Consider the following 21657-nt stretch of genomic DNA (forward strand, 5'->3'; position numbering starts at 1 on the left):
CCTTCGCGTATTCCGTAGGATGGCGGTCATGAGTACCCCTAAGCGCCGCACCACGGATTACCGCGTTGATCCGTTTGACCTGCACCTCTTTGCCGCCGTGATGGAGCATGGAACCATCACTGCCGCTGCTTCGTCCGTGAATCTGTCGTTGGCTGCGGCCAGCGCTCGCCTCAAGGGTCTTGAAGACGCGACCGGTTCGCGGTTGTTGGAGCGGTCCAAATCGGGCGCAATACCCACCGATGCGGGACGCGCTCTGCTGCGCCATGCCAACCGCGTGCTGGCTGAGCTCGAATCGCTGCATGTAGAGATGGCGAGCTTTGGTCATGGATTGCGCGGGACCGTTCGGCTGCTGTGCAACACAGCCGCTATGTCCGAGAGCCTTCCGCGCACGATTGGCCAATTCTTGGTGAAGACCCCTGATCTTGATGTGGACGTGCAAGAGCTTTCGAGCGAGGCGGTCGTAGAGGCATTGCGCCGTGGCACCGCCGACCTGGGCATCGTCGCCGATTACGTCGACACCTCTGGGCTGCTTGTGCAGCCATGGGTCGATGACCGTCTGGTGGCACTCTTGCCAAAGCGCTGGTCTTTGGGCCGCCGCCGCTCCGTGGCGTATGGCGAATTGCTAGAGCATCCCTTTGTGGGTTTGGCCCGGGAGAGTGGACTCAGCCGCTTTCTGGCAGCACAGGCCAGTCGCAGTGGCCGGGTCCCGCGCCATCGGGTGCGTCTGGGCGGATTTGACGCTGTCGCGCAATTGGTAGCCGAAGGCGTGGGAGTGGCGGTCATGTCCGAGAGCGCGGCTGCGCGCTTTGCCAAGTCAGGCACCCAGATCCTAGGGCTATCTGATGCTTGGTCTCGGAGAAAGCTGCTCGTTTGCATGACCCCGGCAGGCAGCGAACTACCCAGCGTGAGCGCGCTGGGCAATGCGCTGATGACAGCGCGACAGCAGGTTGGGAGCCGGTGAGCAGAGGACGTTGGCAGGGTATGGGATAAGGATTGCTGTTGCCCGGTAGCCTGCTATCAGCGTCAGAACACTGACCGGCTGCAAACCCTGCGCTGCAGCCTCTCGCAACCGCTTCCAATTTTCCTGCGGCATAGACGGCCACGCGACAACAACTTCCGGTTGTTAGCCCAATGGCGGGCAGGACCGTCCTCATTCAGGCCCCTGGTGACTCATTGCTTCTCCCTCGGAATGTCAACGAGGGAATGCTCACATTTCAATAGCTGTTAGCACCCACCCATATTGCGCCAGGTGCCGATCAGACCCCCAACTCCTCTGCAACCCTGTTCTACCCTTGTCCAAAAAGCAGCCCCTGCCAGACACTGTGATTAAAATCAGTGCCACGCCAGCCCACCCACCCCGCCATGACGGTGCTGCCCTCCCCCACTTCGGACTCCCCACGCTCCGCCCCGATCACCCGCTTTCACCGCACGCGCCTGATGCAGATCTGGCGCTCGGCAGGCTGGCCGTGCAAGGATGGGCTGGAGATTGACCTGCTGGCTGCGGGCCTCATCAGTCTGCACATTGCGACCGATGGTTGCGAAACCCTGCGCCTCACCGACGAAGGCATCCGCACCCTGGCGCAGGCCCGCCAGCGTGGCGTGCGGGCGCTGAGCCTGCACGACCGGCTGGGGCAGAAGTTTGCAGCGCAGTTGCTGGCTTCGGGGCGCATCGTATGGACCGAACTGTCACTGCGCGCGGTGATCGACACCGTGCCGATGGGGGATGTAGTGCCGCCTGCGGCCACGGCCGATGCGCCCGCCAACACCGCGCCCGCCATGGCACCGCTGTGGGCCGAGGATGACCACGCCCCGGCTGCCCGCGCCGCTGCCAATGTGTGGCGCATGGCCCGGCCCGATCTGTTCTCGGTGCGCAATACCTCGGTGCCCGCCTACCTGCAGCCCATGGTGCACGAGGTGAAGGCGAGCCGGGCCGACCTGCTGTCAGACCTGCGGCACGACGCCAAGCGGCAGGCCTATCAGTGGCTGTGCGAGGAGTGTTACTACGTCTTCCCGGCAGGCATAGCCGAGCCCGAAGAGATCCCCGAGCACTTCGGCATCTGGGTGCTACATGGCAGTGTGGAGGACGGGCGCTTTGAGCTGCTGCGCCCCGCGCGGCACAACCGCTGCACCCTGCCCTTTTCTGTGTGGATGGCGCTGTGCAAAGCCACGCCGCTGCGCAGCGATGACGACATGGCTCAGACCCATTTGGGAGAGCCTGCTCCTCCCGCCACCGACACCCCGACCACCCCGCCATGACCTACACCGTGGCGGTGCGCGAGTTGTGCGAGTTCACCGCCAAGCAAGGCGACCTGGACCTGCGCTTTACGCCCGCACCCACCGCGCTGGAGGGCATGGCGGGTCATGCGGTGGCAGCGTCGCGCCGGGGTGCAGGCTACCGCGCAGAGGTGGCACTGAGCGGCAGTTACCAAAGCCTGCGCGTGCGCGGCCGGGCCGATGGCTACGACCCCGCGCAGCAACGCATCGACGAGGTCAAGACCTTCAAAGGGCGGCTGGACCGCCAGCCCGCATCGCACCGCCACCTGCACTGGGCGCAGGCCAAGGTGTATGGCTGGCTGCTGTGCGAGCAGGAGCAGCTGGCGCACATCGAAGTGGCGCTGGTGTATCTGGACGTGGGCACGCAGCAGGAGACGGTGTTCACCGAGCGTTGTAGCGCCGACGACTTGCGCCAGCACTTCGAGGCCCAGTGCCAGCGCATCATTGCCTGGGCCGAACAGCAGGTGGCCCACCGTGCCGCACGCGACGCGGCACTGACCACCTTGGCATTTCCGTTTGGCGACTTTCGCACCGGCCAGCGCCCGCTGGCCGAGGCCGTGTACAAGACGGCAGTGGCCGGCCGCTGCCTGCTGGCCCAGGCGCCCACGGGCATTGGCAAGACCATGGGCACGCTGTTCCCACTGCTCAAGGCTGCGCCTGCGCAGCACATCGACAAGGTGTTCTTCCTGGCGGCCAAAACCTCGGGAAGGCAGATGGCGCTGGATGCGCTGGCGCGCCTGTCCAACAACGCACCCGCACTGCCGCTGCGTGTGCTGGAGCTGGTGGCGCGCGACAAGGCGTGCGAGCACCCCGATAAGGCCTGCCACGGCGAATCCTGCCCGCTGGCCCGGGGCTTTTACGACCGGCTGCCTGCCGCCCGCGCTGCCGCCGTGGCCCCCGCCAGCGCAGACAAACCCGCGCCCGTCCTGCAACAAGCCCGTGTGCGCGACGTGGCCCTGCAGCATGACGTCTGCCCCTACTACCTGAGCCAGGAACTGGCCCGCTGGGCCGATGTGGTGGTGGGCGACTACAACTACTACTTTGACCAGGGCGGGCTGCTGCACGGCCTGGCCCAGGCCAACCAGTGGCGCACGGCGCTGCTGGTGGACGAGGCCCACAACCTGGTGGAGCGTGGCCGCAAGATGTTCACCGCCGAGCTGCACCCCGCCGCCCTGGCCCAGGCCCGCAGCAGCCCCACCGCTGCGCAGCACGCGCCCGTGAAGAAGGCGCTGGACAAGGTGCGCCGCGCCTGGGTGGCGCTGGACAAGGCGCAGACGGCCCCGTACACGGTGCTCGAAACCTTCCCCGACAAGCTGCTGGCCGCGCTGCAGCAGTGCACCACCACGCTCACCGAACACTTCACCGACCACCCCACGGAGCCAGACGGCGCGCTGCAAACGTTCTACTTCGATGCCCTGCACCTGCAGCGCATGGCCGACCTGCTCGATGCGCATTCGATGGTGGACATCACCCAGGCTTCTGCCGCCCACCACCAGCGGTCCTCCAAACCCGGCGATTCTGTGGTCTGCATCCGCAACGTGGTGCCCGCACCCTTCTTGCAGCCCCGGCTGCAAGCCGCGCACACCAGCACCTTGTTTTCGGCCACGCTGCAGCCCGCGCGCTACTACGCCGACCTGCTGGGCCTGCCCGACGATCATGTGTGGGTGGACGTGGAATCGCCCTTTGCCGCGCACCAGCTGCAGGTGCAGGTGGCGCGCCACATTTCCACGCGCTACCCGCACCGCGCGGCGTCCCTCGCGCCCATCGCGGCGCTGATGGCGCAGCAGTTTCGCGAGCGGCCCGGCAACTACCTGGCGTTTTTCAGCAGCTATGACTACCTGCAGCAGGCTGCCGCACTGTTTGCGCAGCAGCACCCCGATGTGCCGCACTGGTGCCAGTCGCGCCGCATGCTGGAGGGCGAGCAGCGCGATTTTCTGGCGCGCTTTACCGACAGCAGTCGGGGCATTGCCTTTGCTGTGCTGGGTGGCGCGTTTGCCGAGGGCATCGACCTGCCGGGCAAGCGGTTGATCGGCGCCTTTCTGGCCACGCTGGGCCTGCCGCAGGTCAACCCCGTCAACGAACAGATCCGCGAGCGCGTGCAGGCGCTGTTTGGCGCGGGCTACGACTACACCTACCTCTAYCCCGGCCTGCAAAAGGTGGTGCAGGCCGCAGGCCGCGTGATCCGCACGCCCAGCGACGAGGGCGTGGTGCACCTGATGGACGACCGGTTTGCGCAGGCCCAGGTGCGTGCGCTGCTGCCCGCATGGTGGCGGGTGGACTGAGAGGCTGAGCCACAAAAAAAGGCCGGTCACCCGTTGGGGACCGGCCTTGCAAAGGCCGCCAAAGCGGCACACAGAGAGTCAATCTTCAGGATGCAACGGGCTCCGTCACCACCAGCTCCTTGGCCTTGCCACGCTGGCGGAAAAACGCCACCGTTTGCCACAAGACGAATGCGGCGATCAGGCTGATCAGCGTGCCGCTGATAGGACGGTTGATGAACACCTCAAAGCTGCCGCGCGACAGCAGCATGGAGCGGCGGAAGTTCTCTTCGAGCATGGGGCCCAGGATGAAGCCCAGCATCAGCGGCGAGGGGTCCATCTCCAGCCGCATGAACAAGTAGCCCAGCGCACCAAACGCCACAGTGATGAACACATCGTCCAGGTTGTTGTTGATGCTGTAGGTGCCAATGCAGCAGAAGAACAAGATCGMSGGGAACAACACGYTGTACGGAATCTTGAACACCGASAGCCAGTAGCGCACCAGCGGCACGTTCAGCACCAGCAGGAAGCAGTTGCCGATCCACATGCTGGCSACCAGRCCCCAGAAGAGTTCGGGGTGGCCGGCAATCATGTTSGGSCCGGGCTGGATGCCCTTGATGATGAACGCGGCCATCATCAGCGCCATCACGGCGTTCTCGGGGATACCGATGCTCATCAGCGGGATGAAGCTGGTGCGTGCAGCCGCCTCGTCCGCTGCAGCCTGGCCGGCCACGCCTTCGATGCAGCCGGTGCCGATYTCGTGSCKGTACTTGCTGACCTTCTTGTCSAGCGCRTAGGCSGCRAACTGSGCGATSRYGGGGCCGCCGCCGGGCAGGATGCCCAGGAWSGAGCCSAYCACRCTGCCRCGCAGCGCGCTSGGGATGATSCGCTTGAAYTCGGSCCAGGTSGGMATGAGSTTGATCTTGCCGTTGAAGGGCGAGCGYTCYTCRCGSGAGTCSAGGTTCTTGGYGATYTCGGCRATGCCGAAGCAGCCSAGCGCRATGCTCACAATGCCCACGCCGTCGGCCAGGAACGGGGCATCCCAGGTAAAGCGGGCCAGGCCGCTGTTCACGTCGGTACCGATGGAGCCCAGCAAGACGCCCACCAGACACATGGCTAGGCCATTGAGCAGGCTGCCGGTGGTCACGAAGCTCACGCACACAAAACCCACCAGCATCAGCGCGCAGTAGTCGGCAGGGCCGAACAAAAAGGCCACCTCGCCCAGGCTGGGCGCCAGGAACGCCAGCACCACAATGGCCACCGTGCCCCCGATGAAGCTGGAGAACCCGGCGGTGAACAGGGCCAGCCCCGTTTTCCCTTTCAGCGTCATCGCRTASCCGTCGATRCASGCCACGATRCTGCTCGCATGCGGGATCTTCATSGTGATSGCGCTCACGCTGTCGCCGTACTGCGCACCGTAGTARATRCCGGCCAGCATGATSAGYGCGCCGGTGGTGTCGATGGAATAGGTCAGCGGCAGCAGCAGGCTGATGGTGGCCAGCGGSCCSAGGCCCGGCAGCARGCCCACCAGKGTKCCCACSGTGCAGCCSAKGGCGCAGWACATCAGGTTCTGCAGCGTCAGCGCGTGGCTGAAGCCAAACGCAAGGTTGTTCAACACTTCCATGGCGGCGACCTCAGTACAGCGGCAGGCTCACGCCCAGCAGCTTTTGGAATGCAAACGCGATGCCGACCAGCACCGCAGCGATCTTCAGGTTGCGCTTCCACGAGTACGACGTACCCGCAAACCCCGAGCAGAACACCAKRAASACGATGCCCGCGATCATGTTCACAAAGTGCGACAGCGCCGCAAAGCCACACAGGCTGCCCAGAATGATGGCGATGTTGCGCACCTGGAAGTCCATGGGCACCGGCGCCACCAGGCGCGCGCGCACCACGGTGATGACCCCGATCACAAACAGCATGCAGCTGACGATGAACGGGAACATGCCCGGCCCTGCGCGGCCGAGCGTCCCCAGCGAATAGCTCATGGACGGCAGGCCAAAGCCCAGCGCCAAAGCCATGAGGGCAAAGCCTCTGAGTAGATTGCGGTTGATCATGTAAAGGTTGTCTCCTGATAGGCTGGACGACCCCATCCGGCGGTGCAAACGGCGCGCAGGGCTGGGGTATGCTGACGGGCAGACTATCTCCATCGAACCTGATCGCAGGCTGATCTTGGCCATGCGTAATTTCACGTAGAACCCCGACCTCCATGCGCCTCCTCCTGGTGGAAGACGACCCGGTGCTCAGCCGCACCATGGCCCAGGGCCTCGARAACGCGGGCCACCGTGTCGAGCTGGCCCATACCGTCGAAGAAGCCCAGCACTGGTGGGCCGTACAGGCTTTCGACGCTGTGCTGCTGGACCTGAACCTGCCCCACGCTGCCCACGCGCGCAGCGGTCTGGGCAGCGGTCTCACCGCCCTGCGCAGCGCCCGTGCGCGCGGCGACCGCACCCCCGTGCTGGTGCTCAGTGCCCGCGACAGCACCGAGGAGCGCATTGCCGGGCTGGACGCCGGCGCCGACGACTATCTGGGCAARCCCTATGAACTCAAAGAGGTGGAAGCGCGCCTGCGCGCGCTGCTGCGGCGCGCCAGCGGCACCGCCGACATCGTCACCGTGGGCCAGCTGGTGCTGGACCGCCAGGCTCGCCGCGTCAGCGTGGCCGGGCAACCGCTGGAGCTGCCCGCGCGCGAGTTCGATTTGCTGTGGGAGCTGATGACCCCGCCCGGCCGTGTGCTGAGCAAGGGCGACTTGTCCTCGCGCCTGTCGGACGGCAGTGAGGTGGTGGGCGAAAACGCGCTGGAGGCCTCGTTCTCCCGCCTGCGGCGCAAGATTGCGGGCAGCGGCGCGGCCATCCGCACGCTGCGTGGGCTGGGTTACGTGCTAGAGGATGACGTTGGCCAGTCCTGAACCCGGCCCCGCACCGCTGCACCAGCAGCCGCCCGACCTGCGCCAGCGCATCGGCCGGCGCGTGCTGCTGTCGCTGGTGCTGATCTGGGGGCTGGGCAGCACGGTGGTGCTGGGCGTGGGCAACCACTTTGTGGCCGAGGCATTTGACCGAGCGTTGCTCGATGACGCACACGCCGTGGCCGCCCATGTGCGCGGCGGCCAGCCGACAGATCCTGCGCGCGCCCCTTTGCGGCTGGACCTCACGCCGCGCGAGGTGGGTCTGCTGCGTTTTGACCAGAGCGAAACCGTATGGTTTGCGGTGTACGCGCCCGATGGCAGCTTCATCGCTGGCGACCCTCACTTGGCGCCGGGTGTGGTGGCGGCGGGCAGCAGCCACGCCTTTTCGCAGCTTTCGCAAGACGGGCGCGAGCTGCGGCGCGCCACCTTGCAGATTGCGGGGCCGCCCTCTTTCACCGTCGTCATGGCGCAGACCACCGCCGAGCGCACGCAGCTGCTGCGCAGGCTGCTGGTGTACTCGGGCCTGGCCCAGCTGTGGCTGCTGGTGGTGCTGGGGTCGTGGCTGCTGCGTGGCATCGAGCGCGACCTGCATCCGCTGGGTGCACTGCAGGACGCCATGGACCAGCGTGACGCCGCCGACCTGCAACCCCTGCCGCCCGCGCTGACACAACAAGCCAGCACCAGCGACGTGCAACGTCTGGGTGTGGCCCTGGACGGCTTGCTGGCGCGGGTGCAGCAAAGCCTGCATGCGCAGCGCGAATTTGCGGGCAACGTGGCGCACGAGCTGCGTACACCGCTCGCAGGCATCCGCGCCCAGGCCGCCCACGCGCTGGCCCACAACGACCCGGCCGTCTGGCGCAGCGAAATCGAGGGCATCGCCCAAGCCGAGCAGCGCGCCAGCCGCACCGTGGACCAGCTGCTGGCCCTGGCCCGTGCGGCCGAGGGTGGCATCGCGCTGACGTTGCAGCCCTTGGCCTTGCACACGCTGGTGCGCGACGTGCTGCTGCGCTACCTGCCACGCGCCGATGTCCTGGGGGTGGACCTGGGCGCCGAGGGGCTGGACCACGCCGTGGTGGTGCGGGGCAACACAGCGCTGGTCGAAGGCATCCTGAACAACCTGCTGGACAATGCACTGCGCTACGGGCGCGGCACGCCGCCCCGCATCACCGTGGCACTGCATACCGAGCCTGGCTTTGGCGTGCTGCGCGTGACCGACAACGGCCCCGGCGTGGACGCCACGCTGGCGCAGCAGCTGCAACAGCGCTGGGCGCAGGGCGACCAGGGCCAGCGCCTGGGCCAGGGTGCGGGACTGGGCCTGGCCATCGTGGCGCGGTATGTGCAGCTGATGGAAGGACGGCTGGAACTGGCTGCAGCCCGCGACACAACCGACGGATCTGGCTTGGCGGCCAGCGTGTGGCTGCCGTTGGCACCCGATGCGCCTGCCCCCTCCGGCACGCTCCCCACATCCCCATGACGAGCCCGCCCAACCCAGCACTGACCGAGGCAGAGCAAGCGGCTTTCCTGCAGTCCATCGCCCGCGTGCGCAGCGCGGCCGGGCGGGCCTTGCGGGCGGTGCAGGCCCACGCCATGCAGGGCGCAGCAGCCCATGGCACCGACGCCATTGCCGCCACCCAGTCCGCCGAGGCCACCGAGCCCGCTGCCCAGGCCGCCGTCGATTTCATCGCACAACTGCACAAGGGCCTGGATACCGTGGCAGAACAAGCCCGCGCCACCGGCCCCCAGCCAGCGTGCCAGGCGGGCTGCGCCCACTGCTGCCACCTGCGCGTGGAGGCGACGGAGCCCGAAGTGCTGCACATCGCCCAGCACCTGCGCACGCTGCCCGGCGCGGACCAGGCCACAACCCTGCTGCGCCTGCAGCAGCACGTGGCGGCGGCAAGCGCGGGCAGCACACGCCAGCCCTGCAGCTTCCTCGTCAATGATCAGTGTGCCATCTACAGCGTGCGCCCTGCCGCCTGCCGCAAGGCGCATTCCTTGTCGGCTGCGCACTGTGCAGAGCAATCGCCCACCATCCCGCAAAACCTGCGCCTGCTGGTGGACGCCGAAGCGCTGATGGCCGGCACCGCCCTGGCCTACCGCGACCAGCCCTTGCCCGCGAGCGCCCACGAACTCAACGCCGCCGTGCAGGCAGCCCTGGGCGGCACACCGCTCCACGCACCCAGCGCTCTGCTGCGCTGGTACCGGGGTGACGAAGGCGCGCTGGCCCTGCCCACCACATTGCCGTAAAAGCCCACGCGCCTTGATGTCCGTCAAGACCCACCGCAACCAGCCGCCCACAATGCAGCCAGCCCCGCAGCCGCCTGGCCGTGCGGCCGAACTTCTCGACGACCCCCCGCCTCACGCCTGATGACCCAGCCCACCCTCCGCTCCTGCGCCCCCCTCCACCTGGCAGCCGCTGCCGCCATGGTGGTGGGCCTGGCAGGCTGCAGCAAGCCCGAAGCCACCGGCCCCGCCACCACCAGCTTCGATGCCATCACCACCGCGTGCACCCAGTTCCTGGCCGCACGGCAACCCCATGTACTGCCTGGCGCCGCGGGCGACTGGACCCTGACCGGCTACAGCCCCGCCCTGGTCCAGCCCGAAGTCACTCGCACCGAATCCACCGTGACACCCTACGTAGGCAAGCTCGTCATCAAGGACAACGAGGCCCAGGCCCACGCACCCACCGAAGCCGCCGCCCAGGCCATCACCCTCACCCCCGCGCACCTGCTGTCCAACCGCACGCACACCTTCATCTACAGTTTTGACGGCACCCAGTGGCGCTGGCAGAACGGCCAGCGGCTGACCAAGATACCGGGGCAGAACGACCGGCTGGAGGCCGTGACGCTGGCGGATGTCTCGGCGGCAGGGCCCAGGGGGTTTGCGGGGTGCTTACCGCGTTGAGTCGGATCAATTCGCTCTCTTTTTGATATCAAAAACCACATGATTCACTAGCGCTTCAGGCTGTTTTTGATCAAATTACGCATCAAAACAGCACAGCGCCGCCCACCTCCGCCTCGTGCAGCCTGGTGCCGCACGCCAGCCCTCAGGGCCGTCGCGCAGCCAAGCCATTCACACCGCTCATTCCAGGTCGGCATCCAGCCGGGCTATCAGGCCCTGGGCGTTCAGGGTGATATCGAGCTTGCCGATCTCGTGACCAAAATCCCCCGTGAAGTCCACCCGCACCCTCGCGCGCTGCGGCCCCAGGCGTTGCATCGACAGGAACCGGGTCACCGTCTGGTAACCGACGAAGTACTGTTCGACATAGCGGCGTATTCCGGCATGGCCATCAAAACGGTGGCCCGTGGAGGGGTCGTCGATCACGGCATCGTGTGCAAAAAGGGCGAGCACCCGCTCCACCGCCAATGCGTTGGTGGCCGCGATCAGCGCATCCGCCACGTGGCGCAGGTGTTCGTGCGTGGGGACCACCGCACCATGCCGCAGGCCTGCTGCGTCGCCCCTGCTGGCTGGCCCGCTGGCGCTTGCTGCCAAAGGTTGACCCGGCTGGCTCATGGCAGCACGCTCACCACCACCTTGCCACGGGCGTGGCCGCTGGCGACCAGGGCGTGTGCCGCTTCGGCCGTATCCAGCGTGAAGCTGGTGGGGTCGAGCAATGGCTCCAGTTGCCCCGCTTCCGCGAGCAAGGTGGCCTGCTCCATGATCTCGCCGTGGTGTTCACGGAACTCCCCCGTCAGAATGGGAAGTAGCGTGAACACCCCAGAGAAAGTAGCACCCCGGAACGACAGCGGCGCCAGCTTGTGGGTGCCCCAGCCCAGCGACGTCACCACGTGGCCCGAGTAGCGGCGGACGGCCACAAACGACGCATCCAGCACTGGCCCACCCACGGTGTCGTAAACGATATCGAAGCCCTGGCCGTCGGTGAACGCGTGGACATAGGCCTCGACCGAAGTCGTTTCATGGTCAATCGGCGTGGCGCCCAGGGACCGGATGTAACCGGCCTGCGCCGCCGTGCCCGTGGCGAACACTTCGGCACCCCGCGCGCGGGCCAGCTGCACCGCCACATGGCCCACGCCCCCGGCGCCGCCATGCACCAGCACCTTGTGCCCGCTGCGCACGTTGGCGCGGTCCACCAGTCCTTCCCAGGCGGTGATGAAGACCAGCGGCAAGGCCGCTGCCTGGCGCATGGTCAGCCGGCCTGGCTTGTGGGCCAACAGCCGGGCATCCACCGCCGCGTATTGCGCGAGGCTGCCTTGCAGCCCGCCGATGCCGCCGGTAAAGCCATACACCGCATCCCCCACCTTGAAGCGAGAGACGCCCTGCCCCACCGCCTCCACCACGCCGGCGAGGTCCATGCCCAAAACGGCGGGCAGTGGTTGCTGGGCGTGCTCGGCGGCGCCCACGCGGATCTTGGTGTCCAGCGGGTTCACGCCGCTGGCGTGGATGCGGACCAGCACCTGGCCCGCCGCGGGCTGGGGCCGGGGCAGCAAGGTGGGGGTCAGTGCGCCGTGGGGGGATGCGAGCACCAGGGCCTGCATGGTGGGGACGGGAGAGGTGGACATGGCGTTTTCCTTCGTGGGGTTGAACAGTGCCGCCAGTTTTCACCTTTCGCTTTTGAATGAAAAGCCACAAGATTGAAACCTTGTCATTCACTTTTGTATGATCCAGCCGATGAACTGGGATGACGTACAGGTGTTCTTGGCCATTGCCCGGCACGGCACTCTGGGTGCGGCAGGCCGCGCCCTCCAACAAAGCCAGCCCACCATGGGCCGCAGGCTGAAGGCGCTGGAGCTTTCTCTGGGCCACACCCTGTTCCAGCGGACCTCCGAGGGCTTCGTCCTGACCGACGAAGGAGCCGCCGTGCTGCGCCACGCCGAGGGCATGGAAGCGCAGGCGCTGTCGTTCTCCCGCCAACTGGACGGCGCAGACCAACAGCTGGAAGGCGCGCTGCGGGTATCGACCTCTGACTGGTTTGGACTGCATGTGCTGGCGCCGCTGTGCGCCGCGTTCACCAACCACCACCCCCGCGTCAGCATCGAACTCCTGACCGATGCGCGCCTCTTCAGCCTGGCGCGCCGCGAGGCGGACGTGGTGGCGCGCATCGTTCCTTTTGACGAGCCCGACGTCATACAGCGGCGGCTGATGCATGTGCCCTATGCGCTGTACATGCAGCGGGGCGCAGACATGCCCACGGACGGTGCGGACGTCCGCCTCATCACCATGGACCTGGGCTTCAGCGAGATGCCGGACGCGGCCTGGTTGCGCGAGGCCTTTCCTTCGGCGCGCATCGCGTTTCGCAGCAACAACCGGCACGTGCAGGCCGTGGCCTGCGCATCGGGCGCGGGCCTGGCCGTATTGCCTTGCCCGTTGGGTGACTCGCACCCCGGCCTGCAAAGGGTGGAGGTCGCCCCAGCGCCGCCAGGGCGCGATGTGTGGCTGGGTTACCACCGGGACCTGCGCCGGGTGCCCCGGCTGCGCGCGCTGGTGGAAATGCTGATGCAAGCGCTGGGCCCTGCTCAGGGCGATGCAGGCGACCAGGGCGGCTGACAAAACGCCGGGAGCGCCGTCGCAGCGTTTGGCTGATGGCGGTCAGCGACCCAGCCCCGCCCCAACGGCCAGCACATGCTCGATGAGGCTGTGACACGGGTGGCTCTGGTGCGCCAGCACATCTGCCTTGACCAATATGCCCAGCGGCCCCACCGCCTGTGACTTCCACGGCAACACCGCCAGCTCTCCACGCTGAACCAGCGGCCGCAGCAGGCTGGCGGGCGCGCACATCAGCATGTCGCTGTCGGCCAGCATGGCGTATGCAATCTCGGTCGAACGGCTCGACACGCGGCACAGCTCGGGCACACCACCCAGTTCATCGAAGAGGCTCTCCACCTGCTGGGGTCCCAGCCCGGTCAGGGGTGGGGCCAGCCAGCGCTGCGCCAGCAGCTCTGCGGCCGTGACGGTGGCCTGCCGGGTCAGAGGATGCTCCGGGCGACAGGCCACCACAAACCCATCCTGCAGCGCGGCGCAAAACGCGAACCCTTGCGGCAGCGGGGTCGGTTCGCGGCAGATGGCCAGGTCCAGCGTCCCCTCCTGGATGCTCTCCAGCAAATTGTCGATCGTGACCTCGTGGACATCGATGGCCGCATCCGGGTGTGCGGCAACGTAGGTCGGGATGGCCATCGTGAGCAGGCCGTTGATGCCCGCCGCAATGCTGCCGATGCGGATCAGCGCGGACGCTGCGCCCTGCTGCAACAGCGCAGCATTGCCTGCGGCGGCCTGGAGCGGAACCAGCGATGCGCGCAACAGCGGCAGGACCGCCTCTCCCAGGCGGGTCAAGCGCATGCCCTTGGAGTGCCGCTCGAACAGAGGGCCGCCCAGAGAGCTTTCCAGCTCGACCAGCGCATGGGTCGCGGCGGGCTGGCTCAGGCCAATGGAGGAAGCAGCCCGGTGCAGGCTTTGCAGGTCGGCGATTGCAATGGCCAGCTGCARGTGCTTGAGGCGTACCCGCCCCAGGATGCGGTTGAACAGGACGGAAGGCGTCAAATCCGGCATGGCTTATTCAAAAACTGAATTCACTTGAAAAAGAAGCATTGGCCTTGCGGCGCCTGCTATGGAACGATCGCGCGCTGGCAAGGGGCAAACCCACGCCAGATGCATTCAATTAACGAATCTTATTCCCGCACCAGCCCGCCGCTGGATGCGAGAGATCTCAGGAGACAAACCACCATGCCATCACCTCAGCGCCAGCCCCTGCGCACGATCACCTTGCGCTCCACCCACTTCCTGCTCGCTCCGGTCGTGGGCGCCATCCTGGCCATGGGCCAGGCACAGGCCGCAGACACCCTGGACACCGCCTGCAAGACCACCGCCGAATGCCAGGCACAGGTCGCCAAGATCCAGGGGCTGGTCAAGGGGGACGCCACCAGCGCCTTGTCCAAGTCGCAGGACACCTTCTACTGGTTTGGCCGCATCAACATGGCATCGACCGTGGTCAACGTGGAGCAAGGCATCATCCCCAAAGCCCAGGCGGGCCGCATTGCGAGGGGCGTGGAGTTGTCGATCACGCAGGCGACGGCCCCGGGCGGCAAGCGCCCCACCGATGTGCTGCAGGTCGAGAAGATCATCACGGACGCCGTGGGTCCAGAGGCCACGCTGATCCACACCGGGCGCAGTCGCCAGGACATCCACTCCACCCTGAACGCTGCGCAGTTGCGCCTGGAGATGCTGGACTTTGCCGATGCCCTGGACCAGGTGCGCGCACGGCTCATCACCATCGCACAGGCGCATACCGCCACCTATGTGCCCGCCTACACCAATGGCGTGCAGGCCATGCCCATCAGCTATGGGCACTACCTCATGGCGTTTGCCGATTCGTTCGCCCGCGACTCGGCACGCATCCGCGAGGCCTATGCCCGCATCAACCTCAGCCCCATGGGCACGGCGGTGCTGGCCAACTCCAGCTGGGGCATCAACCGGGAGCGCCTGGCGCAACTGCTGGGGTTTGACGGGCTCATCGTCAACTCGCTGGATGCCGGGCAGATCAGCACGTATGACATCCCGATCGAGGCCACGTCCATCGCCAGCTCCACCGCCATCCGCGTGGGCGCTTTCATGCAGGATGTGCACACCCAGTACCACCAGACCCGGCCATGGCTGCTGCTGGCCAGCTCCAAGACCTACACCAGCAGCGCCATGCCGCAAAAGGCGAACCCGGGCATCATCCAGAACACCCGCGCCAAGGCCAGCGATGTGGTGGCGTCGGCCCAGGCATCGCTGTGGCGCGCCCATAACGTCACGCCCGGCATGATCGACTACAAGAACACCTGGAGCCCCGCTAGCGCTAAGACTTTTGTCCAGGGCGTGGAGATGCTGCAGCAGTTGGCCGATGTGCTGGACTCTCTGCGCATCGACCCAGCCCGCGCACTGGACGAACTGGAATCCGAATGGACCACGTCGATGGAGCTGGCCGAAACCCTGCAGCGTACCCATGCCATTCCGTTCCGGGTGGGTCACCACTTTGCGTCGGACGTGGTGGTGTATGCCAAGGAACGCAACATCCGGCCCAAGGACTTTCCGTATGCCGAAGCCGTGCGCATCTACCGCGAAGCGGGCAAAAAGTACGACATCAAGGACCAGCGCCTGCCCCTGACGGAGAAGGAATTCCGCCGCGCCCTGTCCCCCGCCGAGATGGTGCTGACCCGCACCGGCACAGGCGGCCCCCAGCCCCAGGAGGTCGCGCGCATGGTGGCCGCTGCCAAGGACACGCTGGCCAAGGACCGCGCCTGGTCGGGTGAAGCCCGGCAGCGCCTGCTAGCCGCCGAGGCGGCGCTGAACGCGGCGTTTGAGGGCGTGAAGTCGCTGCCCTGAGCATGCGGGGCACCAAGCTGACCCCACTCAGCGGACCAACGCGGGCTGCGGGGTACCGGGACCACCGCCACGGCGTTGGGCCAGCGCAATGAGGATGTGAATCCCGGCAGCCAGTGCCACGAGCACCACGGCACCTACCCCCCACAGCGCCCAGGCCAGGAACGTCACCGCGCCTGCCAGAGCTGGCACCGCCTCCAGCACGGCCTGCACGATGGGGCCCGCGGAGGAGACCAAAGCCTCCCACTGCCCCATCAGCTCGGGAGGCATCCAGGCCTTGAGCCAGGTGGGCAACAAGATTACATCCGCCACCGTGCGGCCCCCTGCCAAGGCGCCCGCACTGGACACCACCCACACGGTGACTGCATGCAGAGCCCAGCACGCCAGCGACCACAGGGCCAGCAAGGCCAATGAAAGAAACCAGTTGATTGCGTAGAACATGCAAAACCTCCTTGAGTTGCACAAATGGCAAGCGATGAGTATGGGCAAACCGGCGTGACATAGACACCAGCCCGGGCCGCACCTAGCATTCGGTTTTCTCGAACCTGAGGCCACGCATGCTGAACTACCGCCACCTGTACTACTTCTGGATGGTTGCCAAGGAAGGCGGCTTTGCCCGGGCCGCAGACCGGCTGGAGATGGCAGTGCAGACCATCAGCGCCCAGGTGCGGGACCTGGAAAAGTCGCTGGGCCACCAGCTTCTCAAGCCCTCGGGGCGCGGTGTGGCGCTGACCGAAGCCGGGCAGGCCGCGTTCAGCCGGGCCGAAGAGATTTTTCAACTGGGTCAGTACATTGAAGAAGAAGTGCGTGAGGCCGCCACGGCCCGTGTGGCGCGGTTGTCGGTGGGGCTGTCGGACGGTATCTCCAAACTGGCAGCCCATGCGCTGCTGGAGCCGGTGCTGGCAACGCCCCATCTGCGGCTGGTGTGCCACGAGGGAGAGTCGGACGAACTGCTGTCCGAGCTGGCCCTGCACCAGCTGGACGTGGTGCTGGCCGGGCAGGCAGCGCCGCGCATCCCGCAGCAACGCCTGACCAGCGAACGCATCGCGCGCTCGCCGCTGCAGTGGTACGGGCCGGCATCGCAGGTCAAGAAGGCAGCGCGCGACCGCTTTCCCCAATCACTGCAAGATTTGCCGGTGCTGCTGCCCACACACCACGCGCCGTTGCGTGCCACGCTGGATGCGTGGTTTCAAGACCTGGGTCTGCAACCACGCGTGGTGGGTGAGTTTGAGGACAGCGCCTTGCTGGCCGTGTTTGCAGCGCGGGGGCTAGGGGTATTTCCGGTGAGTCGGTTAGGTGCGCAAGATGTGGGGCTGGTGCGTGGGCTGCGCCTGTTGGGCGAATGCCCGCAGCTCTTTGAGGAAGTCCACGCCATCTGGTCGCGCCGGGGGCAGCACCACCCTCTGGTGCGGCAGTTGGTGGATGCTTCTGCCGGGCTGGGCACAGCCTAGCGGGCTTCCCGCGCAACCAGCATCCCCCTTGTTGATGCTTGCACTTGCAGCCGCAGCCGCAGCCGCGTCAGACAGCATGCGCCAGCTCGTAGCGGCCGAGCTCAGTGGGCATGAAGCCCGTTTGCCAATACTGGCGCGCTGCATTCATCAGCCACCACTCACTCTGTGCCAGGTGACTGTCAGCCGTAGCGGCTGCGTAAGCGAACTCCAGGGCCTTGCGCCGCTGGGCGGGGTCGGTCACCTCAGCGAGCAACAAAGTCAGCGTGGGGCCATCAATGCTGGCGATCAAAACGCGCTGTTCATGTATACCCATCCACAGGTCCTCGCACAGGCCGTGCAACACCTTGGCAAAGCCGCCGCGCGGCAAGCCCAGGTCCTGCTCTATGTGAAGCCCATGCAAGGCATCCAGCTCGGACCGGCTGACATGGCCATCCGATATCAACAGCAAGGCGATGACTCGGGCTACCGCTTCGGGGCTATTGCGGGGATAGCTACGCATTTCTGATTTCCTTGATATGGGGTACGTGCAATGACAAAGGTGACAAGCAAGCAATGGTTGACCCAGCGCGCCGCCCTAGCGGCGATAGCGTGAACGCGGCTGCCAGCCGTCGCGGTATTGGGCTTGCACCCGCAGCGGCACTTTGACCGGCACGCGCCGCAGCACGGGTGCCCGAGCCACGGCAACACGGGAGAGCCAGCGCACAAGGCGATGACGCAGGGAGAAAATGAGCGATGAGATTCCAGACCAGGGTTTCACGGACGGCTCCTTTGAGGCGGAAAACTGCGAACAGGAAGAAGCCTTTAATGTGTGCCCCCCATCCGCTGAAAAGAAGCAGGTTTTCTCTGACATACACATCCAGAAAACCGATGTGATTCATCGGCAGAGAAATCGCAGCCGAAGCACAGAATTTTCAGAGATTCAACGAAGTAATTTCCTGCTGGTTGGCCGCCAAGCTGCGGGCTACGGTGTCATCCTCAACTCAGGAGATCGCAAATGCAGATTCTTTTCAGAACACGCCACCCCGAAGCCGCACTGATGCGTGATGCCGTGGAGCGTCGCGTTCGCTTTGCCTTTCGGCGGCTGAACGCTCTGGTGCCACGCGCTGAAATCAAGCTGGATGATATCAACGGTCCCCGGGGCGGCCCCGACAAGCGTTGCCAGATCGCCCTGCGCACCGACGGAGCTGGGGCGGTCGTGGTGTCTTCGGTGGCCAAAGACTGGCGCTGCGCACTCGACGAAGCACTGGCCAGCGCCRCCCGCCTTCTTCTGCGTACCTGGCGGCGCAGCTCGACACCCCGCAGGCAACGGCGGGGCGACGGGGTCGTAGGCGTCGAAGGACAAGGCAGCGCGACTGCACACCTCCCATAAAGCGACCTGGCTGCGACGCCCGACATGGCGGTGGAAGGCATGTGCAGGCTCATGCCCTCATGCCGTCATCACTGCGGTGGACACGGGGATGTGCGGCTGCCCTGCCCCCGGGCCTACCCAACCCGGGCGCATCAAGAGCCCTACGAGGCTCCTCCATCCACGCTTGCGGAATGCACAACCGCCTGCTCCACAACGTCCCGTGTCAGCGTGGGTACAAAGCTCTGAATGAAGCTGTAGGCATACCCGCGCAGCCAGGCACCTCGCCGCAGACCCAGCCGGGTGAGGTTGACCTCGAACAGATGGCCCGCGTCGATGAGCCGCAGGTGGCGGTCGCGCTCTTCATCGACCGCGATGGACGCGACGATGCCCACGCCCATGTCCAGCTCCACATAGGTCTTGATCACGTCAGCGTCCATGGCGGTGAGCACGATGTCGGGCGCAATGCCTTCGCGCGCAAAGGCCTCGTCGATGTGCGCACGACCGGTGTAGCCCAGCTCGTAGGTGATGATGGGGTATTGCGCCAATTGCTCCAGCGTCACCGGGCCGGGCAGGTCCAGCAAGCGGTGGCCCGGGGGCACCACGATGCTGTGCGTCCAGCGGTAGCACGGCAGGGTGACCAGGGCGTCGTAGCCGGCCAGCGCCTCGGTGGCCACGCCGATGTCGGCCTCGCCGGACAACAGCATCTCTGCCACCTGGCGGGGCGAGCCCTGGTGCAGGTGCAGCGACACCTGCGGGAACAACGCCCGAAAGTCGCGCACCACCTGGGGCAGCGCATAGCGCGCCTGCGAGTGCGTGGCCGCCACCGACAGGCGCCCCTGCGCGCTGTCGCTGAAGTCCTGGCCGGCACGCCTGAGGTTGTCGGCCTCCAGCAGCAGGCGCTCGACTGTGGGCAACAGCACTTCGCCAGGCGGGGTCAGGCCCGTGAGGCGCTTGCCCGCCCGCACAAAAATCTCCACGCCCAGCTCTTCCTCCAGCTCGCGGATCTGGCGGCTCACCCCGGGCTGCGAGGTGTGCAGGATGTGTGCCACTTCGGTCAGGTTGAAGCCCCGCCGCACGGTTTCGCGCACAGAGCGCAGTTGCTGAAAGTTCATGGATAAAAGCCGGTCTCACAATGTCGATGTGACTGCCACCGCGCGGGACCGTGTTGGCGACGGCCCCATGCGTTCCGTAACCAGACAGCCCGTAGCGCAGGGCCTGTAAACACTATGTTTTTAATATCATCAAGCGCATATTTCACTAGCGCATCAGTCACTTTTCTTTGGTTTTTTGCCCGTGCGGGCCTTACATGCCCCGCTGGGACAGGTCGGGCACATAGCGGTCGGCCTGGATGTCGGGCGACAGCCCGTGGGTGATGACCTCGTCGGTGATGGGCAGGAACTGCGCATTCCACTGCTCCCACGCCGCGCTCAGGCGTTCAAACACTTCGGGGTGCTTGTGGCGCAGGTTGGCGCGCTCCAGCGTGTCGGCTTCCACGTCGAACAAAAACTCGTTGTCGTTGATGCGCAGGTACTTGAAGCGGCCCTCGCGCACGGCGCGCTGGCGCTGCGACTTGTAACGCCAGAACAGAGTGCGCGGGTGCGCAGGCGCATGGCCCTCCAGCACGGGCAGGATGCTCTCGCCGTCAGGCGGGTAGTCGGCATGGGGCGCCACGCCCGCAGCGGCCAGCAGCGTGGGCAGCCAGTCCATGGTGGCGGTGACCTGGTCGCTCACCTGCGGGGCAATGCGCGCAGGCCAGCGCAGCAGCGTGGGCACGCGGATCCCGCCTTCGAGCAACTCGGTCTTCTGGCCGGTGAAGGGCCACGTCTTGGAAAAGCGCTCGCCGCCGTTGTCGCTGGTGAAGACGACGATGGTGTTGTCGGCCAGGCCTTGTGCCTTGAGCGCATCGAGCACCTGGCCCACCGCCTTGTCGAGCGAGCGCACCATGCGCGCATAGGTGGCGAGGTTGCCGCCGTCGTAGTGAAAGAGGTCTTTCAGGCCCAGCGATATTTCTTCGTCCTCCGGCCCCACCCAGGGCCAGTGGGGCGCGGTGAAGTGCAGCGACAGAAAGAACGGCTTGGCCGCGCTGCGCTCGCCGATCCAGCGCGTGGCCTCATCGGCCAGCAGCTGGGTGTAGTAGCCCACGCGCTCCACCGGCACCTCGCCTTCGTACAAATCGCGCGCCACGGCATCGCCCACGCCGGGCTTGTGCGTGAAGTAGTCGATGGCACCGCCATAGTTGCCAAAGAAGCGGTCGTAGCCACTCTTGAGCGGGCCGAAGGTGGGCAGGCTGCCCAGGTGCCACTTGCCAATCAACGCCGTGTCATAGCCCGCATCGCGCAGCAACGATGGCAGCGTGGGGTGCTCCGGCGGCAGGCCGTGCACATGGGCCTTGCGCACCAGGGGTTCCTCCAGCCCGCCGCGCAGGCGGTACTGGTAGCGCCCGGTGATCAGCGCAAACCGCGTGGCCGAGCACACAGCCGAGTTGGCATAAGCCTGGGTAAAGCGCACGCCCTCGCCCGCCAGCGCATCGAGGTGCGGCGTGGTGAAGTCGGCCTGGCCGTACACGCTCAGGTCGGCCCAGCCCAGGTCGTCGGCCAGGATAAAGACGATGTTGGGCGCTTGGGTGGAAGCGGAGGCGGCCACATTGGTGGTGATGCTCATGCAGCCCCCTTGGCCTTGCCGGCGGCATCGGTCTCGCGCCACTGCTTGTCGAGCTTGAGGTCCTTGACGGCCTGCTGCACGAAGGCGGGCTGGAACCAGGCCTTCACGTCAAACGTCTGGCGGATCAGCCCCAGCTTGACGCCGTCATCCAGCACGCCCTGGTAACCAGCGATGAAGCCCTCGTCGAGCAGCGGCGAATATCGGGCGTTCAGGTTGTCGCCCGCCAGCTCCTCGCGGAACGACAGCTCGGGGTTGCCGCTGTTGTCGGCGTAGAGCTTGATGAGCGCATCGCGGTTGCCCTCTTGCGAAGACCAGTGGGCGGCGCGCACAAGCTGCGTGACCAGGCGCTGCGTGAGCTGCGGGTTCTGTGCGGCGAAGTCCTCGGTGGCCAGAATGCCGGAGTTGATGGTGTAGTCCGGCCCACGGCCCTTGGTGCTCAGCGCAATC

21 protein-coding genes and 1 pseudogene are annotated in these 21657 nt (G+C 66.2%); 12 read left to right on the forward strand and 10 right to left on the reverse strand.

The genetic code is table 11. The annotated features are described in order from the left end of the window. Positions 1-28: 28 nt before the first annotated feature. The 3 genes from AC04MI_RS07140 to AC04MI_RS07150 all read left to right on the forward strand — a co-directional run bounded on the left by AC04MI_RS07140 (position 29) and on the right by AC04MI_RS07150 (position 4556). On the forward strand, positions 29-961 hold the full coding sequence (locus tag AC04MI_RS07140; RefSeq protein ID WP_476497456.1) for a LysR family transcriptional regulator: 933 nt from the start codon (positions 29-31) through the stop codon (positions 959-961). Between the two features lie 401 nt (positions 962-1362). Then, entirely contained in the window at positions 1363-2256 is an 894-nt protein-coding gene (locus AC04MI_RS07145) for a hypothetical protein (RefSeq protein WP_476497457.1), read from the forward strand. Then, positions 2253-4556, forward strand: a complete 2304-nt coding sequence (locus tag AC04MI_RS07150) for an ATP-dependent DNA helicase (protein WP_476497458.1) — start codon at positions 2253-2255, stop codon at positions 4554-4556. Before AC04MI_RS07145 ends, AC04MI_RS07150 begins: the two co-directional genes overlap by 4 nt. Positions 4557-4641: 85 nt before the next feature. On the opposite strand, the gene AC04MI_RS07155 is transcribed toward AC04MI_RS07150, so the two are convergent. Next, positions 4642-6156, reverse strand: coding sequence for a tripartite tricarboxylate transporter permease (locus tag AC04MI_RS07155; RefSeq protein WP_476497459.1), 1515 nt, complete (start codon positions 6154-6156; stop codon positions 4642-4644). 10 nt (positions 6157-6166) lie between these two features. After that, on the reverse strand, positions 6167-6589 hold the full coding sequence (locus AC04MI_RS07160) for a tripartite tricarboxylate transporter TctB family protein (RefSeq protein ID WP_476497461.1): 423 nt from the start codon (positions 6587-6589) through the stop codon (positions 6167-6169). A gap of 152 nt (positions 6590-6741) precedes the next feature. On the opposite strand from AC04MI_RS07160, the gene AC04MI_RS07165 reads away from it, so the two are divergent. From AC04MI_RS07165 to AC04MI_RS07180, 4 genes are all read left to right on the forward strand, one after another. Further along, positions 6742-7440 (forward strand): response regulator transcription factor, encoded by a 699-nt coding sequence (locus AC04MI_RS07165; RefSeq protein ID WP_056067514.1) that lies wholly within the window; start codon positions 6742-6744, stop codon positions 7438-7440. After that, the gene (locus AC04MI_RS07170) at positions 7421-8911 is read left to right on the forward strand and encodes a sensor histidine kinase (RefSeq protein ID WP_436078598.1); all 1491 of its coding nucleotides are present in this window, start codon (positions 7421-7423) and stop codon (positions 8909-8911) included. The genes AC04MI_RS07165 and AC04MI_RS07170 overlap by 20 nt, the downstream gene beginning before the upstream one ends. Then, positions 8908-9681 (forward strand): YkgJ family cysteine cluster protein, encoded by a 774-nt coding sequence (locus AC04MI_RS07175; RefSeq protein WP_436078597.1) that lies wholly within the window; start codon positions 8908-8910, stop codon positions 9679-9681. The genes AC04MI_RS07170 and AC04MI_RS07175 overlap by 4 nt, the downstream gene beginning before the upstream one ends. Positions 9682-9801: 120 nt before the next feature. Continuing rightward, entirely contained in the window at positions 9802-10338 is a 537-nt protein-coding gene (locus AC04MI_RS07180) for a hypothetical protein (protein ID WP_436078596.1), read from the forward strand. A 177-nt stretch (positions 10339-10515) separates the two neighbouring features. Here the strand turns inward: AC04MI_RS07180 and AC04MI_RS07185 are convergent, their stop codons facing one another. Both AC04MI_RS07185 and AC04MI_RS07190 read right to left on the reverse strand, forming a co-directional pair. Then, on the reverse strand, positions 10516-10947 hold the full coding sequence (locus AC04MI_RS07185) for a nuclear transport factor 2 family protein (protein ID WP_436078595.1): 432 nt from the start codon (positions 10945-10947) through the stop codon (positions 10516-10518). After that, entirely contained in the window at positions 10944-11954 is a 1011-nt protein-coding gene (locus AC04MI_RS07190) for a zinc-dependent alcohol dehydrogenase family protein (protein ID WP_436078594.1), read from the reverse strand. The genes AC04MI_RS07185 and AC04MI_RS07190 overlap by 4 nt, the downstream gene beginning before the upstream one ends. Before the next feature lie 109 nt (positions 11955-12063). Here AC04MI_RS07190 and AC04MI_RS07195 point away from each other — a divergent pair, with 109 nt between their 5' ends. Continuing rightward, positions 12064-12939 carry a LysR family transcriptional regulator gene (locus AC04MI_RS07195; protein WP_436078593.1) on the forward strand — a complete coding sequence of 292 codons (876 nt, stop codon included), beginning with the start codon at positions 12064-12066 and terminating at the stop codon, positions 12937-12939. Positions 12940-12981: 42 nt separating this feature from the next. Here the strand turns inward: AC04MI_RS07195 and AC04MI_RS07200 are convergent, their stop codons facing one another. After that, positions 12982-13938 carry a LysR family transcriptional regulator gene (locus AC04MI_RS07200; protein ID WP_436078592.1) on the reverse strand — a complete coding sequence of 319 codons (957 nt, stop codon included), beginning with the start codon at positions 13936-13938 and terminating at the stop codon, positions 12982-12984. A gap of 174 nt (positions 13939-14112) precedes the next feature. Here AC04MI_RS07200 and AC04MI_RS07205 point away from each other — a divergent pair, with 174 nt between their 5' ends. Next, positions 14113-15753 (forward strand): argininosuccinate lyase, encoded by a 1641-nt coding sequence (locus AC04MI_RS07205; protein ID WP_436078591.1) that lies wholly within the window; start codon positions 14113-14115, stop codon positions 15751-15753. Positions 15754-15780: 27 nt separating this feature from the next. On the opposite strand, the gene AC04MI_RS07210 is transcribed toward AC04MI_RS07205, so the two are convergent. After that, the gene (locus AC04MI_RS07210; RefSeq protein ID WP_056067500.1) at positions 15781-16191 is read right to left on the reverse strand and encodes a hypothetical protein; all 411 of its coding nucleotides are present in this window, start codon (positions 16189-16191) and stop codon (positions 15781-15783) included. A 116-nt stretch (positions 16192-16307) separates the two neighbouring features. Between AC04MI_RS07210 and AC04MI_RS07215 the strand changes: the two genes are divergently transcribed. After that, positions 16308-17201: a LysR substrate-binding domain-containing protein gene (locus AC04MI_RS07215; protein ID WP_436078590.1), complete on the forward strand. Its 894-nt coding sequence runs from the start codon at positions 16308-16310 to the stop codon at positions 17199-17201. 67 nt (positions 17202-17268) lie between these two features. Here AC04MI_RS07215 and AC04MI_RS07220 read toward each other — a convergent pair whose 3' ends face one another. Then, entirely contained in the window at positions 17269-17700 is a 432-nt protein-coding gene (locus AC04MI_RS07220) for a tellurite resistance TerB family protein (RefSeq protein WP_436078589.1), read from the reverse strand. Positions 17701-17926: 226 nt separating this feature from the next. Between AC04MI_RS07220 and AC04MI_RS07225 the strand changes: the two genes are divergently transcribed. Continuing rightward, positions 17927-18238, forward strand: coding sequence for a hypothetical protein (locus AC04MI_RS07225; protein ID WP_436078588.1), 312 nt, complete (start codon positions 17927-17929; stop codon positions 18236-18238). Then, positions 18196-18570, forward strand: a complete 375-nt coding sequence (locus AC04MI_RS07230) for an HPF/RaiA family ribosome-associated protein (protein WP_476497464.1) — start codon at positions 18196-18198, stop codon at positions 18568-18570. The genes AC04MI_RS07225 and AC04MI_RS07230 overlap by 43 nt, the downstream gene beginning before the upstream one ends. A 140-nt stretch (positions 18571-18710) precedes the next feature. Here the strand turns inward: AC04MI_RS07230 and AC04MI_RS07235 are convergent, their stop codons facing one another. From AC04MI_RS07235 to AC04MI_RS07245, 3 genes and pseudogenes are all read right to left on the reverse strand, one after another. Continuing rightward, positions 18711-19661: a CysB family HTH-type transcriptional regulator gene (locus AC04MI_RS07235; RefSeq protein WP_056067492.1), complete on the reverse strand. Its 951-nt coding sequence runs from the start codon at positions 19659-19661 to the stop codon at positions 18711-18713. Positions 19662-19851: 190 nt separating this feature from the next. Then, positions 19852-21210: a sulfatase family protein gene (locus AC04MI_RS07240; protein ID WP_436078586.1), complete on the reverse strand. Its 1359-nt coding sequence runs from the start codon at positions 21208-21210 to the stop codon at positions 19852-19854. Then, positions 21207-21657: pseudogene (locus tag AC04MI_RS07245) on the reverse strand (ABC transporter substrate-binding protein); the annotation flags it as partial. The gene AC04MI_RS07240 and the pseudogene AC04MI_RS07245, both read right to left, overlap by 4 nt.

The organism is Acidovorax sp. LjRoot204, from assembly GCF_056175785.1.